At 63.3% G+C, this 17,010-nt stretch carries 15 protein-coding genes; 7 read left to right on the forward strand and 8 right to left on the reverse strand.

All coding sequences use genetic code 11. The annotated features are described in order from the left end of the window. Nucleotides 1–917 (forward strand): GNAT family N-acetyltransferase (locus Q0L57_RS00220; protein ID WP_296736130.1); only part of this gene is annotated, 917 nt, incomplete at its 5' end. After that, on the forward strand, nucleotides 914–1,900 hold the full coding sequence (locus Q0L57_RS00225) for a Rieske 2Fe-2S domain-containing protein (protein ID WP_296736133.1): 987 nt from the start codon (nucleotides 914–916) through the stop codon (nucleotides 1,898–1,900). The genes Q0L57_RS00220 and Q0L57_RS00225, both read left to right, overlap by 4 nt. Before the next feature lie 206 nt (nucleotides 1,901–2,106). On the opposite strand, the gene Q0L57_RS00230 is transcribed toward Q0L57_RS00225, so the two are convergent. Together Q0L57_RS00230 and Q0L57_RS00235 are read right to left on the reverse strand one after the other, a co-directional pair. Then, nucleotides 2,107–3,273: an ATP-grasp domain-containing protein gene (locus Q0L57_RS00230; protein ID WP_296736135.1), complete on the reverse strand. Its 1,167-nt coding sequence runs from the start codon at nucleotides 3,271–3,273 to the stop codon at nucleotides 2,107–2,109. Between the two features lie 66 nt (nucleotides 3,274–3,339). Next, a complete protein-coding gene (locus Q0L57_RS00235) occupies nucleotides 3,340–4,518 on the reverse strand; it encodes an amidohydrolase (protein WP_296736137.1) in 1,179 nt (392 codons plus the stop codon). A 99-nt stretch (nucleotides 4,519–4,617) separates the two neighbouring features. Here Q0L57_RS00235 and Q0L57_RS00240 point away from each other — a divergent pair, with 99 nt between their 5' ends. After that, nucleotides 4,618–5,448: an AraC family transcriptional regulator gene (locus tag Q0L57_RS00240; protein WP_296736142.1), complete on the forward strand. Its 831-nt coding sequence runs from the start codon at nucleotides 4,618–4,620 to the stop codon at nucleotides 5,446–5,448. Nucleotides 5,449–5,538: 90 nt separating this feature from the next. On the opposite strand, the gene Q0L57_RS00245 is transcribed toward Q0L57_RS00240, so the two are convergent. Then, entirely contained in the window at nucleotides 5,539–6,057 is a 519-nt protein-coding gene (locus Q0L57_RS00245; RefSeq protein WP_366940843.1) for a DUF995 domain-containing protein, read from the reverse strand. Nucleotides 6,058–6,173: 116 nt separating this feature from the next. Then, nucleotides 6,174–7,088: a glycoside hydrolase family 26 protein gene (locus tag Q0L57_RS00250; RefSeq protein WP_296736148.1), complete on the reverse strand. Its 915-nt coding sequence runs from the start codon at nucleotides 7,086–7,088 to the stop codon at nucleotides 6,174–6,176. Nucleotides 7,089–7,682: 594 nt separating this feature from the next. On the opposite strand from Q0L57_RS00250, the gene Q0L57_RS00255 reads away from it, so the two are divergent. Beyond that, nucleotides 7,683–9,569: a cellulose synthase catalytic subunit gene (locus Q0L57_RS00255; protein WP_296736151.1), complete on the forward strand. Its 1,887-nt coding sequence runs from the start codon at nucleotides 7,683–7,685 to the stop codon at nucleotides 9,567–9,569. Between the two features lie 451 nt (nucleotides 9,570–10,020). Further along, on the forward strand, nucleotides 10,021–10,425 hold the full coding sequence (locus Q0L57_RS00260) for a hypothetical protein (RefSeq protein ID WP_296736153.1): 405 nt from the start codon (nucleotides 10,021–10,023) through the stop codon (nucleotides 10,423–10,425). 131 nt (nucleotides 10,426–10,556) lie between these two features. On the opposite strand, the gene Q0L57_RS00265 is transcribed toward Q0L57_RS00260, so the two are convergent. Next, entirely contained in the window at nucleotides 10,557–11,669 is a 1,113-nt protein-coding gene (locus Q0L57_RS00265) for a glycosyltransferase family 2 protein (protein ID WP_296736155.1), read from the reverse strand. A gap of 5 nt (nucleotides 11,670–11,674) precedes the next feature. Beyond that, nucleotides 11,675–12,592, reverse strand: coding sequence for a lysylphosphatidylglycerol synthase domain-containing protein (locus tag Q0L57_RS00270; protein ID WP_296736157.1), 918 nt, complete (start codon nucleotides 12,590–12,592; stop codon nucleotides 11,675–11,677). 461 nt (nucleotides 12,593–13,053) lie between these two features. On the opposite strand from Q0L57_RS00270, the gene Q0L57_RS00275 reads away from it, so the two are divergent. Beyond that, nucleotides 13,054–13,650 carry a DUF995 domain-containing protein gene (locus tag Q0L57_RS00275; RefSeq protein WP_296736158.1) on the forward strand — a complete coding sequence of 199 codons (597 nt, stop codon included), beginning with the start codon at nucleotides 13,054–13,056 and terminating at the stop codon, nucleotides 13,648–13,650. A gap of 35 nt (nucleotides 13,651–13,685) precedes the next feature. Here the strand turns inward: Q0L57_RS00275 and galE are convergent, their stop codons facing one another. Both galE and Q0L57_RS00285 read right to left on the reverse strand, forming a co-directional pair. Further along, nucleotides 13,686–14,717, reverse strand: coding sequence for a UDP-glucose 4-epimerase GalE (gene galE, locus Q0L57_RS00280; protein WP_296736160.1), 1,032 nt, complete (start codon nucleotides 14,715–14,717; stop codon nucleotides 13,686–13,688). Then, nucleotides 14,714–15,778, reverse strand: coding sequence for a UDP-glucuronic acid decarboxylase family protein (locus Q0L57_RS00285; protein WP_296736162.1), 1,065 nt, complete (start codon nucleotides 15,776–15,778; stop codon nucleotides 14,714–14,716). The genes galE and Q0L57_RS00285 overlap by 4 nt, the downstream gene beginning before the upstream one ends. 717 nt (nucleotides 15,779–16,495) lie before the next feature. On the opposite strand from Q0L57_RS00285, the gene Q0L57_RS00290 reads away from it, so the two are divergent. Continuing rightward, on the forward strand, nucleotides 16,496–16,774 hold the full coding sequence (locus Q0L57_RS00290) for a hypothetical protein (RefSeq protein ID WP_296736165.1): 279 nt from the start codon (nucleotides 16,496–16,498) through the stop codon (nucleotides 16,772–16,774). Nucleotides 16,775–17,010: the final 236 nt, after the last annotated feature.

A 17,010-nucleotide genomic window follows, 5' to 3' on the forward strand; every position in this document is an offset into this window, starting at 1 on the left:
GCGCCTATATCGACTACGCGATAGACGAGACGCGCAACTTCGCCGCCCACCCGCTGCTACGGCGCGCGCTGAAGGCGCTGATCGGCGCCTGCGCGCCTCTGGTCAGGGCAAGCGGTCTCGACCATCAGGTGCAGGTCAACAACTGGCTCTACTCGACCAATCCCGTGCCGCTGCTCGACCGGCAGACGGTCTCCGCGCTTCGCACGGCGCTGGTCGCGCGCTTCCCGGACCGCGCCATCGTGATCCGATCGCTGAACGAGATCGCCGATCCGGCCACCATTGCCGCTTTAAAGGCGGAAGGCTTTCGCATGCTGGCGGCCCGCCAAATCTACATATTCGCCGACCGCGGCGCGGCTCCGGCCATGACGCGCGACATGAAGCGCGACCGCGCCCGGTTGCGCTCGACACCCTTCGAGCATGTCGGCAATGCGGACTTCACCGAGGCCGACTATGCGCGCGCGGAAACGCTCTACAACATGCTCTACCTGGACAAATACACGCCGCTCAATCCGCACTACACGGCACGCTATATCCGCGAGATGCACGGGCGCGGCATCGTCAGCCTTGCCGGCCTGCGCCGTCCAGGCGGCGAACTGGTTGCGGTCACAGGGCTGTTCGAGAACGGCGGCACGCTCACCCAGCCCGTCGTTGGCTACGACACCGGCCTGCCGATCGGAGAGGGGCTCTACCGCATGGTTATGGCGATGGCGCAGCACCATGCCACAGCGCGGGGCCTGTTCTTCAACATGAGCGCCGGCGCGGCCGGCTTCAAGCGCCGGCGCGGTGCTGTCGCCGCCATCGAGTACACCGCCGTCTATGCCGGCCATCTCCCGCGCCGCCGGCGGCTGGCGATCCGCATCATGGAGAGCCTGCTGGCGCGGATAGGCATTCCACTGCTCAGGAGATTCGAACTGTGAGCGGGAAGGATCACTGGCAGGCCGTGGCGCTGTCGGCCGACATCGGCAAGCGGCCGAAGCGTATCCTGTTCGACGGGCAGCCTGTGGTGCTGTTCCGCTCGGTGCAAGGCATTGCGGCCCTGTTCGACCGCTGCCCGCACCGGCTGGTGGAATTGTCGACCGGCAAGGTCGTCGGCGGCGCGATCGAATGCCCTTATCACGGCTGGCGCTACGACAGCGAAGGCCGCTGCACCGCCATTCCCGGCCATGTCGGCGCCATGCCGCATTACCGGGTGCGCCGCTACGCCGCAATTGAGCGCGACGGCGTTGTCTTCGTCTCGTCCGGCACGCCGCAGGGCGAACCTTACCTTCATTGCATGCAGGGCAAGGACATCATCGTGCGGCGGGTGCGCTCATCGACGCAGTCGACGGTGATCGACGCGGCGGAAAACATCCTCGACGCCACCCACACCCATTTCACGCATAAGGGCCTGCTGCGTGGCCTGACCTCCAGGCGCCATCTGGTGCGGGTCGAGGTGACCGGTGGCGAGGGCTGGGTCGAGGCCTGTTACACCGGCGAGGATCGCCAGCAGGGCCTGATCAGCCGGCTCCTGGAAGGCGAGCGGGCGAAAACCATCGGCCGCTTCCGCCACCCCGGTATCGCCGAGCTTGAATATTGGAGCAGGGACGGGTTGGTGCTCGCCACCACGTTCCATTTGCGCCAGGCCGATGAGCGAACTGTCGAAGGCATCGGCTGGCTGATCGGCCGACGCCAGGGCCTGCTCGGCGAGTTGAAGGCGCTCGCCTTCAAGCCGCTCTTCACCATCGCGCTTCACCAGGACAGGCGGGTGCTGAAATCGGCAAGCGACAACGCCCGCTTCGCGCCTGCGACGGTGCCGGTGATCGGCCCGCTCGATTTCCTGCGCCGCGACATCGCGGCCATCATGGAGGGCAAGATGCCGGCAGCGGCGGGCGAGGCGGGGGTGCACCAGATTGAATTGTAAGGTGCCGACAAGGACGCATGTCGAGTTCCTTCGCGCCCCCCTCTGGCCTGCCGGACATCTCCCCCACGAGGGGGGAGATTGGCAGTTCCGCAGCCTTCGCTAATTGCGGGCGTTACCGGAAGGTCGCCGACGCCGGCGCTGCTGATCTCCCCCCTCGTGGGGGAGATGTCCGGCAGGACAGAGGGGGGCGCCGTAAAGCGCTAGCGTCAATGAAAATCTGCCGGCCCGTTCCATTCGATATCCCGCGTTGACGCCGCCTGCAGGCTGATGCGCTGGCGAAGCGCCGTCCCGACAATCTCCGCAAGCGCCGGCCACTGCGCCTTCACCGGCTCCGGATCGCCGGGCCAGTCGAGCAGCTCCCGGCCTTCGCGCATCGCCTGCCGGAAGCGGCCGAGACCGCCGGATCGCAAGGCAGCAGGCAGGCCATAGATCCACATCGCCAGCCGCACGGTTTGCGGCGCGGTGACATCGGGCAGGACTTCCGGCCCGTCCCCCAGCACCGCGTCGGCAAAGCGCGCCGGATCGTGGAAGAAATGCAGGCCGCTGACGGCGCGCGGATTGCATTCCAGCGGAAGCACGCGGCCGTCGGCCTCCCGCATCAGGTCGAAGGAAATCTGCCCTGTCCATTGGGTCGCGGCGACGATGCGTTCGACGAAGTCACGCGCGGCATCGTTCTCCACCCGCTCGAAGAAAATGCCGGCGCCCTTGCCGGCGCGATATGCCGAGCGATAGAACGCCAGCGCCTTCAGCCTGCCTTCGCGCGCCACCGCATAGGCGCTGATCTCCTCGCCCTCGACGAAGCGCTGCGCCACCCACGGCATGGCGGGCGAGGGGGTGATGGCCGCGAGTTTCTCCGGCGCCGGCCGCAACAGCACACGGCTGGCGAAGCGCGACCAGACCGGCTTGAACACCAGCTCGCGCGAGTGGCCACGCACCGCGCGGAGATCGTCGGGCGACCGCAGCAGCCTGGTTTCTGGCACCGCCAGGCCGAGCTTTTCGGCGAGCCTGATGAAGGCATGCTTGTTGTGGACCTCCGCCAGCAGGCCGATGCCGGGCGCGAACAGCCGGGCCGGCATGGCGCGTCCGCGCCAGGTCGGCGCGAGGTGGAAAACCTCCTCGCAGGTGGGAATGACGAGCCCGACATTTTCCTTGCGGATCAGCGCCTCGATCGCCTCCGCATAGGCCTGCGGCTCGAAGCGCGGCGGCGGCAGCCGGTGGTACCGCGCGCAGGCCTTGCTGGCGGCGGCGATCGGACGCGCCGGCGTGTCGGCCAGGACCACGCGGCGGCCGGCGCCGTCGAGCAGGCGCGCCAGATGCAGCGCCACCGGTGCGCGTGCGCCGGTGATGAGCACCGTCTTGTCAGCCCCCGGCATCAGCTCATTCGCGGTCGTTTCAGCCGCGACGACCGTTGCGCGAAAACCAGGCGCTTGGCAATCGGGCTACTTCCCACCCACAGGCAGCGCGCGCTGCACCACAGTGAGGAAGAAGCGTATGCCGATCGGGATGATGGCGTCGTTGAAGACGTAGCGGTCGCCATGCAGCCCGGCGCCAGGGCCGACATCGCCGGCGCCGATCCAGACATAGGCGCCGTCGCCGACGCCCTGTAGCAGGAAGGCGAAATCCTCGCAGCCCATGCTGGGCTGGAATTCTGTCGAGACGCGCTCGGCGCCGACGGTGTCCGCGCCGGCCTGTGCGGCAAGCGCCGCGCCGGTCGCCGGGTTCACCACCGGCGGGTAGCCGCGCTTGTAGGTGAGCTCCGCACTGGCGCCATGCATCGCGGCGCATGAGGCCGCCACGCGCTCGATCTCGACCGCGCAATGGTCGGAAAGTGCCCGGTCGTAGAAGCGGCAGGTGCCTTCCACCTTCACTTCGCCCGGCACGAAATTGTTGAAGCGGCCGCCATGGATCTGCGTGACCGACAGCACGACGGGCGATAGCGGGTCGACGCTGCGGGAGACCAGCCGCTGGATCGCCGTGACGAAGCTGGCGGCGGCCAGCAGCGGATCGTCGCCAAGATGCGGCATCGCCGCGTGGCAGCCGCTGCCGCGAAAGGCGATCTCGAAATCGTCGACCGCCGCCATCTGCGGCCCGGCGCGCACGCCTATTTGGCCTTCCGGAAAACCCGGCCAGTTGTGGACCGCAAACACCTGATCGGCCGGAAAGCGCTTCAACAACCCATCCTCGATCATCTTCCTGCCGCCACCAAGCACTTCCTCGGCCGGCTGGAAGACAAACACCACGGTGCCGTCGAAGCTCTCGCTTTCGGCAAGCAGCTTGGCCGCGCCGAGCAGCATCGCGGTATGGCCGTCATGGCCGCAGGCATGCATGACGCCGTCGTTGCGCGAGGCATAGGCGACATCGGCGGCCTCCCTGATCGGCAGCGCGTCAAGCTCGGCGCGCAGCGCGATCGCATTGCCGTTCCGGCCTTTCGTCAGCGTCGCCACCACTGCCGTGGCGCTGACATCGGTGTGGACGGCAAGCCCGAATTCCTTCAGCTTCGCCGCAACGAAAGCCGCCGTCTCATGCTCGGCAAAGCCAAGCTCCGGATTGGCGTGGATGTGCCGGCGCCAGCCGATCACCTCGGGCACGATCGCTGCCACTCTGTCGTTTTCCTGCATCGTCCGGTCTCCGCATGGGTCGCGGTGATGTTGCCGATCTCGCTGGTTAGCGTCTTGAACGGGATTGACGGGCAGAGCGGTTTGGAGAAGGCTTGCCGGATGAGCGAAGCTGGCGAGCAACGCGAGCGCGAGGCAGCAAAGCTGACGCGGCACCATGGGCTTGGCGGCCTCGAAATGCTCGCCGCCCGCTACCGCGACCATGCCTATGCGCTGCACACCCATCCGACCTGGGTCTTTGGCGTCGTCGTGGCCGGCGTCGAGAAGCTCCGCATCGGTCGCCGCCAGCATCTGGCGCCGGCGGGCTCGATGATCATCGTCAATCCCGAAGAGCCGCATGATGGCGAGAAGGGAATTCCCGCCGGCTGGGCGTACCGCACCTGCTATCCGGGTGCCGAGCTGATGGGCGAGATCGCCGAGGACCTGGAATTGCCCGGATTGCCGATGTTCGGCGACGGCATCGTGGTGGCGCCGGAATTGGCGCTGGCCTTCGTGAAGGCGCATCGGCTGGCCGGGCAGCCGTTGGAGCAGGAGGGGGCGATGCTCGTGGCGCTTGGCGAACTCGTCAAGCGTTTCGGCGACGGCAAGCGCCGAGACCGCGCCTCGGGCGGCGGCGAAGCGGCGCGGCGTTTCCGCCTTTATGGCGATATTATCGAGGCCGAGCTTTCAGCTGGTTTCGACCTCGCGCATCTGGCATCTGCCGGCGGGGTCACCCGCTTCCAGGTCATCCGCGACTTCAACCGTGCCGCCGGCATGACGCCAGGCCAGTACCTGCGTGACCGCCGCATCCGCGCCGCCTCGGCGCTGATGAAGGCCGGCATGCCGCTAGCCGAGATCGCGGCCGAAACAGGCTTCGCCGACCAGAGCCATCTCACAAGAGTGTTCAAGACGGTCAAGGGCATGTCGCCCGGCGCCTGGCGCGCCGCGGCGTGAAAGAATTCAGAAGAGAGTGCGTGTTTCCCTTCTGCAGTCGCGTCGCCTGAATCCATTGCAGCGCGACGCGTGCTTGGTTCGGTCAGAGGGCTACAGTTTTGCCTTGATGCGCTTCATCTTGCCGCTGGCATAGTCGCCGTAGCGCAGCTGCGATTTGCCATGCCGGTCCCTGAATGCGTACCAGTCACCATCCGGCAGTTTGCGCTGGTAGATTATCTTTCCGGCCTGGCGGTGCTCGAAGCAGGTCATGGATGCCTTGGCGCCCCACGCGCCATGCCACGTCGCGCGGTAGCATAGCTTGCCGCCGCCGGGTATGAACCATATCCCGTCTCCATAGCCGGGCTTGCCCTTGTCCGAAGTCCAGGCATCGAACTGCCGCTGCTTGACCGCGAAGAACGCGGCGCCGTTCTTTCCCCAGAGCCACGAATGGTTTTGATAGAGCTGGTAGACGCCTTCATCCGATACGGCGGCCGCCTTTGCCGCCTGGCCGTCAATCTTGTTCGCGTCCTTGGCCATCGCGGAAGCCTGCAGGCTCAATACAAAAACGGAGCAGGCAAATGCCGCTCCGAGACAATTTCCCAAGACCCATTTCACAATTTCACCCCACACTTGTTACGCCATGCCTTAACCGGCCCCCAAAGCCTCGCCCCGGAAGTGATCACTGTCAAACTGAAAGGGTGGAGCCCATCCCGGTCGCGCCGGGACAGGCACGTTTTGTCACGCCATCAAGGCAGGACGTGCTGGGTGACTCGCCAGTCGGGCTTCCCATAGCCGCCAAGCCAAGGCCACACTTCCTTCTGGTTGAAGTAGACCACGGACGTCAGGGCCGGAAACTCCGCATAGGACTTGCGGGAATCTTCCGCCCATTGCGATACGTAGCCCTGCTTGCCCACATAGCCCAGCTCGGCGACGATAACCGGCTTATTGAATTTCGCAACGCGGTCGTAGCCGGGCTTCAGCGTCTCGGCGAAAGTCCGGTCCCGGCCGGTCTCGTCGTTGTCTTTCTTCTGCAGGCCGAACACCGACAGACCGATTACATCGACATAGTCGTCGCCCGGATAGTACTTCTCCAGGCCTTCCACGCCCTTGGGTGACCACATGTATTTGGCCGCGGGCGCCGCTTTGCGGCAGACATCGACCTCGCGCTTGTAGGCTGCGATCCAGTCCTTGGGTGCCCAGTTGGCCCAGGTGAAACGGCCGTTCGTGTCTTCCATTTCCTGCGCCCAGCGGATGGTCACCGCGCTCTTCATCTGCCCGGCCAGATTGCAGATCGCACGCATGTTGGCGTCATATCTGCCGCTCAAAATGCCGTCGCGCAGTTCGTTCGGCGTGATACGCCAGTCTTTCGACCACGTCCAAGGCTCGATGGTGATCAGCAGCGACCTGCCGCGCTGCTGGGCATAGGCGTCGGCCAGCGGCAGTGTCGACAGATCGACGTCTTCCCACGGCAAGAACAGTTCCTCGATGCTGGCCGTCTTGTCGTTGCTGAAGTCGCCGTAGGGGTCGTACGAGCCGAACGCCGATGCGGCGGTGCCCGTTTGAATAGGGTCCGTTCCCGTTGTCGAGCCCGCCGAAGCCGGCAACGCGAGGCTCCCGACGATGAGTGCCGACACAAGTGCACTTGTTGCGGAGTATTTCATGCCCAATCTCCCATGGCCTCTACCTCCGTCGGAGTTCCGCCGGATGTTGAAGCTCGCCACTGCATGCCATGAAACCGGCACGCACACCCAACCTATCGGTCTGCCGACGTGATCTGCGGGTTGTCTGAGCGACTGGTGCCGGCGCTCATGGCGCAAGCCGGTTCACCAAGATAGCCTCTTGGGTCGCTTCGGTGCCGAACCCGGGAGAGGGTCGCCGCGATACTCACAAATTCGCGTCAACGTTACGATATTATCCCTGCCTAAATAAAGATCGTATCCCTGTCGCGAGTCAAGGGCAATTAACCGTTACTTAACCTTGTTGTCGCCGATATGGTTAACACGCCCGATGGTATGATCATCGCCCGTAGTATTTCGTCGACGGAAATCCATTCGCCGGGGTGCCGCAAGGCGGAAATTCAACTGGCTGGTGAAGACAAAAGGCAGCCGGCTCAATGCGTTAGGTTAACCAGTTCTCATGAAGCTTGGTTAATGCACGCTTAATTTGGTTGACTTCGGCTTGGCGCGATCTGATTCTGCAGCCGGGCAAACGCCATCGGCCGTGACTGGCCGGGGCGTGTGAAGCGGCGGGTAGTTATGAGTGTTTCTGTCGATGCCGCCGTCGGCGGCGGCAAATCGGGAGCTGGCAGCCAGCCTGATCTGGCACGCCCCGGCATTGGGCCCAACGGCCCCTATCTGGTTCCTGTGTTGTCACCTCGCCAGCAGTCGATCCTGCGGCTCGGTCTCGCCTTATGGTTCGTGACGCTGGTCTTCTTCTGGTCCTGGTGGCTTCGGCCGGAGCATATTGAGTTTATCGGGCCATATGCCTTCGCGACTCTCGTGCTGGCCTGGCTGACGCTGATGCCGATGTATTTTCTCCTCAATGTTCATGCATCGAGGAAGTCGTCGAAGCTGCACGCCATCCCGCCTGGCTCTCGTGTCGCCATGGTCGTGACCAAGGCGCCGTCCGAACCGTTCGCGGTGGTCAGGCGCACGCTGGAGGCCATGCTCGCGCAGGACTACCCGCACGACACCTGGCTCGCCGACGAGGATCCGGCCGAGGAAACCATCCGCTGGTGCGACGCGCACCGCGTGCTGATTTCGACGCGGCGCGGCCGGGAGGACTATCACCGCAAGACCTGGCCGCGACGGACCCGGTGCAAGGAGGGAAACCTCGCTTTCTTCTACGATCACTACGGATACGATCGCTACGATTTCGTCGCCCAACTGGACGCTGATCATGTGCCGGCGCCGACGTATCTGAGGGAAATCCTCTATCCTTTCGCGGATCCCGCGGTGGGTTATGTCTCAGCGCCCAGCATCTGCGATAACAATGCCGATGAAAGCTGGGCGGCGCGAGGCCGTCTGTTCCCGGAAGGCATGTTCCACGGTCCCTTGCAGTCTGGCCACACCGGTGGCGGCGCGCCACTCTGTATCGGCTCGCACTACGCCGTCAGGACCAAGGCGCTGCGCCAGGCCGGCGGCCTTGGCCCGGAACTGGCCGAGGATCATTCCACCTCCATGCTGATCAACGCGGCAGGCTGGCGCGGCGTGCATGCCATCGACGCCATCGCCCATGGCGACGGCCCGCAGACCTTCGCCGATCTGGTCACCCAGGAATTCCAGTGGTCGCGGAGCCTGGTGACCATCCTGTTCGAGTATACGCCACAATACTTCAGCAAGTTGTCGCCGAGGCTGAAGTTTCAGTTCCTCTTCTGTCAGCTCTGGTATCCGCTCTTCGCGGTCTTTGCTCTGATGATGTATGTCATGCCGATGTACGCGCTTTTCACCGGGCGCAACTTCGCTAATGTCATGTACGGGGACTTCCTCTTCTACTACCTGCCGAATTCGGTAGCGCTCGCCGCTTTGGTGATGATGCTCAAGGCTTTCGGCCTGTCGCGGCCGATGACGGCGAAGACCTTGAGCTGGGAGGGCACGCTTTTCCTCTTCTTCGCCCGCTGGCCATGGGTGCTTTGGGGCACGATCTCGGCAATCCGCGACTTCGTGACGAAGTCCTTCGTCGATTTCCGGGTCACCCCGAAAGGCAACGGTCCGAAGCATCTTTTGCCGATGCGCGCCTTTGTGCCCTACGTGATCCTGGCGGCCGGCGCGGCGCTGCCGGTCCTAGTGGTCAAGCATCCGTTCGACGCCACCGGTTTTTACTGGTTCGCCGCCTTCAACGCCTTCCTCTACGGCCTGCTCGTCCTCGTGGTCATCGCCAAGCATATTTCCGAAAACAGGATATCGCTACGTGCCAATGCCGCCAGGTTTGCCCTGCACGCTGTGCTCGCAGTCGTCGCGCTCGGTATCCCGGTCGCGGGTTTCTACGACCGCGGGCTCGAAGGCATCTACGGGCTGCAGCAGGGTGCTGGAGGGCTTCGCATCGTCAGGATCGCTTATGTGGTGTCCGGCGCCGGCATGGGCGATATCGGTTCGCGCAATTTCTATTTCGACCCGGGCTGGGACGACAGCAGCCCGCGATAGCTCGCTGGCGAAAGGGCCAATGAAACAGGCCAGGGCTTCTTTCGCTGAAGCGGTCGGGCAAACTGGTTTCGACACCGATCATTGTTTTCGGTCATCACGCCGACGCGTTCGGCGAACTCCGCACTTTCGTTCACGTTAGGGCAAGGGCGTGAGCGGTTTTCCTCCCGGAAATTGCGCGTCAAAGCGGCTCACCGTTTCCTGAAAGGGGAAACGTCTTGGCTGTTTCACTCGCTCATGCCCGGCGCGGCTGCCAGTTAGTTCAAATTTTAATCGTATCCGACACGGTGCTGAAATTCGGCGCTCACCACGTCCTTTGCACGAATTTTAATAAGTATACTCTAATATTGAAATCACGATGCAGGTGGTCGTGGGTCACTTGCTGATTAAAAGGCGGAAGAATAGGTAACAAATCTCCGCAATGATTCAACTTGTGTTGTAGCAGGGGACGGCTATGAAGAAGTTTGTAGAGTATGCGGTCGCGAATGGCAAGAAATACGCCGTCGCATTGGCCGCTGTTGCTGCGGTTTCGATGGTTTCGGGCTGTCAGAGCACCGATACGACCAAGACTGGTGCGATCGCCGCCAAGCCATTGACGCAGACCATCGTCAAGAAGGTGTACTACACCAAGAAGAAGCAACTGCATCGCGGCGTCAGCAAGCCGGTTACGCAGATGACCAACGTCACGCGCGTCAGGGAAGAAGCCTACGCGATCTTCGTTCGGCCGCAGCGCATCCGCACGGGATCGCCAGTCAAGGTATCTTACACTCTGGGCGAAGCTGGGCCGCTGTTCGGTCACTCGCCATGGATCTGCGGGCCAAGCGGCTTCGGCCAGCGCGCTTCCTGCCGTGCGCGCTGAGGCGTTCCACCGTTTCACGGACACGGCGAACCGCTCTAGCTATTTGTTTGAAGCAATTCCGGGCTGAAAGTCGTTTCATACCTTCGTGGAATTGCTCCAAGCCGCCAGGGCCGTGAGGCGGTAGGAGCGCGCTACCTCTTACCCCCGCGCTGGCCTTGCGCGGGTGTGGAGCGCGCGCTCTTCCTGACGGCTTCCGGCGCGCTCGGCCAATGCCAGCCGTCTCCTTCGTTCGCGCTGAGCCCGGGTCTCGGCCGCGCCACATAGGCCAGCGCGCCGTTGGCTTCGAGATAGACGCGCGACAGCATCTCGGCGATTACGCCCGACGTCACCATCTGCAGCGCGGCGATCACCAGGAAGAAGCCGGTGAACAGCATCGGCCGCGTGCCGATGTCCTGTCCAAGGAAAACCTTCAGGCTGAACAGATAGGCCAGGATCAGCGTGCCCAGCGCGCCGAGCACGATGCCGATGCCGCCGAAGAAATGGCCGGGCCTGGTGCGGTAGCGCATGAAGAAGAACATGAAGACCAGGTCGAGCACCACGCGGAACGTGCGCGATATGCCGTATTTGGACTGGCCGTGGATGCGGGCGTGGTGCGTCACCACCTCCTCGGCGATGCGGCGCGGCGTCGTCACCGTCGCGAGCCAGGCTGGGATGAAACGATGCATCTCGCCATAGAGTTTGACGCTGCGGATGACGCTGCCGCGGAAGACCTTCAGGCTGCAGCCATAGTCGTTCAGCCGCACGCCGGTGACGCGGGCGATCAGCCTGTTGGCGATGCGCGAGGGCAGGCGGCGCATCCAGAAGCCTTCCTGGCGGTCCTTGCGCCAGCCGGCGACGAGGTCGAGATCCTCGGTCAAAAGCCGGTAGACCATGCGCGGGATGTCGAACGGGTCGTTCTGCAGGTCGCCGTCGAGCGTTGCGATGACATCGCCGCGCGCGGCGTCCAGACCGGCCTGCATGGCGGCGGTTTGCTTATAGTTGCGCACCAGCTCCACGCCGTGTACATGTGGCCCGTACGCAGCGGCCAGCCTTCGGATCTCGTTCGGCGTGGCGTCGGTGCTGCCGTCGTCCACCAGCACCACTTCCCAGGGCTGGCTGTAGCCCTCCATCGCCTGGTGGATGCGCGCGAGCAGCGGCTCGACATTGTCGGCCTCGTTATACATCGGGATAACGATGGACAGTCTGTGCTCGGGCATGACGGCGCCCTCGGGCAATCCTGTATCAGGAATGGGAAGCACGTTCATGGCGGTCATTTCCTTGCAGGCCCCGTGGCCGGGCTCTCCGGCAGCGTCGATTTGGAGGGAAACAGCCAGGCGATCGCTCCGGTCGCGACCGCCGAGCAGAAGATGAACAGATGCAGCGCCAGCGCAGCCTGCAGGCCGTCCTTCATGGCGATGCCGGAATAGAGCAGCGCCGCCGCGGCGCCCGCCTCGTAAGTGCCGAAGCCGGCGATGCCCTGCACCGGCAGGATGGCGGCGGCTTCCGCGCCGACGGCGCCCGGGAAAGCGGTCTGAAAGGATGTGCCGAGCAGCATGGCGAGCAACCAACCCTGCACGGCGAGCTTCAGCGCCCAGTTGGCCGCAGTCCACCACCAGCCGTAGCGGGAGCGCCCCGTCGCTTCGGTGAAGATGTCGCGCAGCCTGCCGAGCTTCGAGACGATCCTGCCGCCGGCCGTCCAGTTATGCGGCGCGCGCGCCCATCGCGGCAGGTACCAGGCGGCGGCGATGAGCGACGCGATGCCGGCCGCCCGCAACGCCGGATGGAGGCCGGGCCAGACCAGGCAGGCGAGGACCCCGACGACAAAGGCATCCTGCAGCCTGAACCACAGGAGCGAGGCGCTGGCGCGCACGATCGAGACGCCGAACACCTGGCGCAAAAGCAACGGAAAAGCCGTCTCGCCGCCGCGGAACGGCACGATGTTGATCATCGCGTTATGAATCAGGATGACGCGCAGCGTGGCGCCGAAGCGGCCGTTCACCTCGGCGCGGAACTCGTCGCAGACGCGCAGCGCGCGCAGCACATAGGTGACGAACAGCGCAAGCGCTACCGCCGCGAAGGCGCCGGGCGTGATGCTGGCGAAGGCATCGCCGACCATCTTCCAGCGCGAGTCGCTGACGAGCCAGGCCAGCAGCGCCAGGGTCACGACTATCGATATTGCTCGCTTCAACCAAGTCTCCGCCGTCTCGGCGACCCTGTGGTGTCGGCGCCTCAGGACCAAAGCCGGTCCGGATTACCCCTGGCTTCTCGGGCCTTTCTTGGGGTGGGTTACGACGCCGCAGTCTACGCTTCCGGTCCGCTGCATCGCCCTTTTGGACACAGCGAAGTTCGACGGTCTTATAGATCACCGGATTGAGTGAATCCACCAGCTTGATTGTCGGGAGGCTACGCTTGTCGGGCAGGTTGAGATCGTGACGGGATGCACAACAACTCATTGATTCTGCTTCCATCGAGCTCGATACCCGGTCTGATTGGGGATCGGTTCGCAAAAGATTGACATCTTGCATTGCACGGCAGTTAATAACCCAAGGGGCACTGGTTGGCATGTGTCTCTGAACCCATCCTGGCTACTTGCCGGGCCGAGACGGGGCGGGGTTCTTCCCGCACGGACAGCTGGCCGGCGGAGCTCGATTGAAAGCGAACCTCGCCATGAAAAAGGCATCCCTCGCAGCGACAGTACGCCACTGCCTTGCCGGCCATCTCTTGCTTGTGCCGCTGCTGACCATCTGCGCCCTCCCAGGGGTGGCAAGCGGTGCGGTGGCCACAGTCCCGCAGGACGTTCCGGCGCCGAAGCAACCCGCTCAGGCGACAGCCAAACCTTTCGTCCTGCCATCCGCATTCGAGCTGCAGGTGCTATATGCAGATCATACATGGAACTGGAAAGATGGCGCGGCCTATTTCGGCAAGGACAGAAGCCTTCGTGCCTGGGTGCAAGGAGCGGACTCTCCATCCGTCGGCGAGGGAAAATGGCTGGTGACGAATACAGGTCAGATGTGCATGGAATTGGCCTGGAGGGGTAAAACCTATAGCAACAAGTCGCAGCGCACCTGCTTTAGCCACCGCATCGACGGTGGAAAGATCGAGCAGCGCAAGGATCCCAACGGCCCGTGGTACAGTTTTAAACATGCTCCCGAAGCGGCTTCCGACGAGTACAAGAAGTTCGATCAGGGGGATGGCAAGGGCGCCCAGTTCGAAGCGGCCCGCAAGTTGATCGACACCAAGAGCTGAGTATCCCGGGAAAGTTGCGCCAATACCTCGCGGCGCTATGCGTGGGCGAGTGTGGCAGGCGCCTTTGGCATTCCTGACGTTGCGGCGGTCGGAGCCAGTCCGAAGAAGGGCGCGGCCGTCCTGACGATGGTATCGATGTCGGAAAGCTCAGCCGTGAAGCTCAACTTTTCGCGTGCCAGGCTCGGGTCGGCGTAGAGACCGGCGGGATCGCCCGGTCGCCGTGCCTTGTACACCACCGGGACGGGCCGGGCCGTCACCCTTTCGACCGCCTGCAGGATTTCCCTGATCGAGATGCCGCACCCGGTGCCAAGATTGACCGCCAGGCTGTCGCCGCCGGCTTCGAGGTGCATCAGCGCCTTGACGTGTGCACGGGCGAGGTCGCCTACATGGATGTAGTCGCGCACGCAGGTGCCGTCCGCCGTCTCATAGTCGGTGCCGAAGACCTCGATGGCGTCGATCATGCCGGAGACCGCCATCAGCACGCGAGGCACCAGATGAGTTTCCGGCGTGTGCCATTCGCCGAGTTCTCCATCGGGGTCGGCGCCGCAAGCGTTGAAGTAACGAAGGATCGCATGCTTCATGCCGTAGGCGGATGCATAATCCTTGATGATCTGTTCGCCCATCAGCTTGCTGCGGCCGTAAGGGCTGATTGGATTTTGCGATGAGGTCTCGCTGACCGGCAGCGCCTCCGGTACGCCGTAGGTCGCGCAGCTCGACGAGAAGATCAGGTTGTCGATGCCGCCGCGGCGCGCGGCATCCAGCACCGCGATCGTGCCTTCGACATTGGTCGAGTAGTAGGCGGCCGGTTCGCTGACCGACTCTCCGACATAGGCCAGCGCGGCGAAATGGATGATTGCGCGCGGCTGGTGGGTGTCGATCGCCCGGTGCAAGGCGTTTCGATCGCGAATGTCGCCGATGACCAGCGGACCCCAGGCTACTGCCTTCCTGTTGCCCCGGCTCAAATCGTCGTAGACGACCGGCAGGTAGCCCGCCGCCGCAAGCTGCTTGCAGGTGTGGCTGCCTATGAAGCCTGCGCCACCCGTCACCAGAACGGGGTGCCTCGTCATGAGCCTACGGCTACGTGGACGGAGGACCGGGCAGCGCTACGCGACCCGACGGATCGGCGGCCGCCCAGCAATGCGTCAAAATAGGCCGTGGTATGGGCCAGTCCCTCGCTAAGCGCCACCTTCGGCTCCCAGCCGAGGTGTTGCCTGGCGAAGGAGATGTCGGGCTTGCGCTGCCTCGGGTCGTCAACCGGCAGCGGACGGTGCACGATCCGCGAGCGGGAGTTGGTGTAGTCCACCACGAGCTCGGCCAGCTCCATGATGGTGAATTCCACCGGGTTGCCGAGATTGACCGGATGCTGCGGCGCAACCGGGGCGTTCATCAGCCGCATGAAGCCCTCGATAAGGTCTTCGACGAAGCAGAAAGAGCGTGTCTGCGTACCGCTGCCGTAGACGGTGATGTCCTCGCCGCGCAGTGCCTGGACGATGAAGTTCGAGACCACGCGGCCATCGTCCGGCTGCATGCGGGGGCCATAGGTGTTGAAGATACGCGCAACGCGGACATCGATGCCGTATGTCCGGGAATAATCGAAGAACAGCGTCTCTGCCGAGCGCTTGCCCTCGTCGTAGCACGAGCGCGGGCCATGCGTGTTGACGTTGCCGAAGTAGCCCTCGGGCTGCGGATGCACGAGCGGGTCGCCGTAGACTTCGGAAGTCGAGGCCTGAAAGATCTTGGCGCCGTGTCGCCGCGCGAGGTCCAGGAGATTGATCGAACCGAGAACGCTTGTCTTGAACGTATGGATCGGATCGGCCTGGTAATGGGGCGGAGAGGCCGGGCAGGCGAGATTGTAAATCTCATCGACGGCAAAATCGCCAGGCAGCGCATCGACGACATCATGCTTTATGCAGGTGAAAGACGCATCACCCGCGATCCCTGTCAGGTTGTATCGCTTGCCGGTGTGGAAATTGTCGAGCGCGATGACTTCATAGCCATCGCCAAGGAGCCTTTCGCACAGGTGGGAGCCCAGGAATCCAGCTCCTCCAGCAACCAGAGCACGACCGCGGCCGGCTCCCCTTCGCCCCGAGCTCGCACCCAGTTTAAGAACCTTGATGACCCTGTTCATGACATCCCCTTACGCACACACGTTACCGATCCGGGCCAAAGCGCCGGCGGCGCTCGACCAGGTCAAAACTGAAGCGACCCCTCCGCACGCGCGGAGTCGCCATCACTGATGTGCGTCTAAGATTTCTGAGTTCGCGGAGCTCTTGCTGTCGGCTTATTGCTTACCGCTCAGCGTCCCTTTCGCCCTGAATCGCGATCCACGAATCCGGTTGCCACCATCGCGGAACTGCTCGCCCAAATTGCACACCCAACGCATACAAAGATATACCTGTGGACAGACTAGTCAACCAAATTAGCGTTTTGTTAACCTGTCTTGTTTGCGATTGGTTAATCATGGGATGGGCGCCGTTGCCGTCCGAAGGCGGCAGTATTCCTGCTCGGCAGGCCTCGGCTCTTGGCAATTGAACGGCGTTCCAAAAAGTTGGCTTCCAGGCCGGAGCGGCAGTCGAACCGGTAGAAGTCACGTTTCCCGGAAGCAATGCGCACGAATAAAGTTCCGCTTCGACGCCGGACGCGCACCGCTCTGCTTGGATGCCGGGGCGAATATCAGATATTCTGCGCCCCAGCCGAAGCGGGGCCTCTCGTGAAACAATGAGACTGCTGTCCGAAGCCGCTCGGACCGCAGACATGCGCGGCGTTTCCAAAGTAAGGATTGAGGCTCACGCTGGCGGTCGCATGCGGCACGATCTTGGTCCGAACAACTTGATTTGATTTCAAGTTGATCAAGGCAGCGTTGCCGCTATGGGATGCGCTGAAAGCCATTGGTTGGCCGAAATTCAGGTATTGGCAGCCGGAAACTGAAAGAATAGCGGCGATAGAAATTAATTTGCACAGAGATATACTTAAAGCGTCAAATTTATTTCTGGACGACGGCTCGTCCAAATTTGCGCAGGCTGTGGGCATCAAGGATCCTCTCGAGCGCCTGGAGGCACCCTTCGTGCGAATCATCAGTCAGCAACCCACCCCAATCGATTATGTCCAACTTTATTTAATTTAGCGATGGCTGTTTGAGTGCGCGGGCGGCTTTTCGGACGTCCGGAAGTTGGCGGATTTGCAGGGTACGGCAGGCGCGGGCTGCTCCGCCGGTTGGCCTTGACCTCGGGCTATGCGCCGGGCAGATCGGCTTTCGAGCTTCGACAAGACCTTCGATCTCAGGCCACAAATGCTGCTGGACGGGATGGGGCGTTTCGGCGACGCTGTGTCAGGCGAATGGCGGCAACAGCGGCCAATAGA

It is taken from the genome of Mesorhizobium sp. (genome assembly GCF_024509055.1).
Classification (GTDB): domain Bacteria; phylum Pseudomonadota; class Alphaproteobacteria; order Rhizobiales; family Rhizobiaceae; genus Mesorhizobium.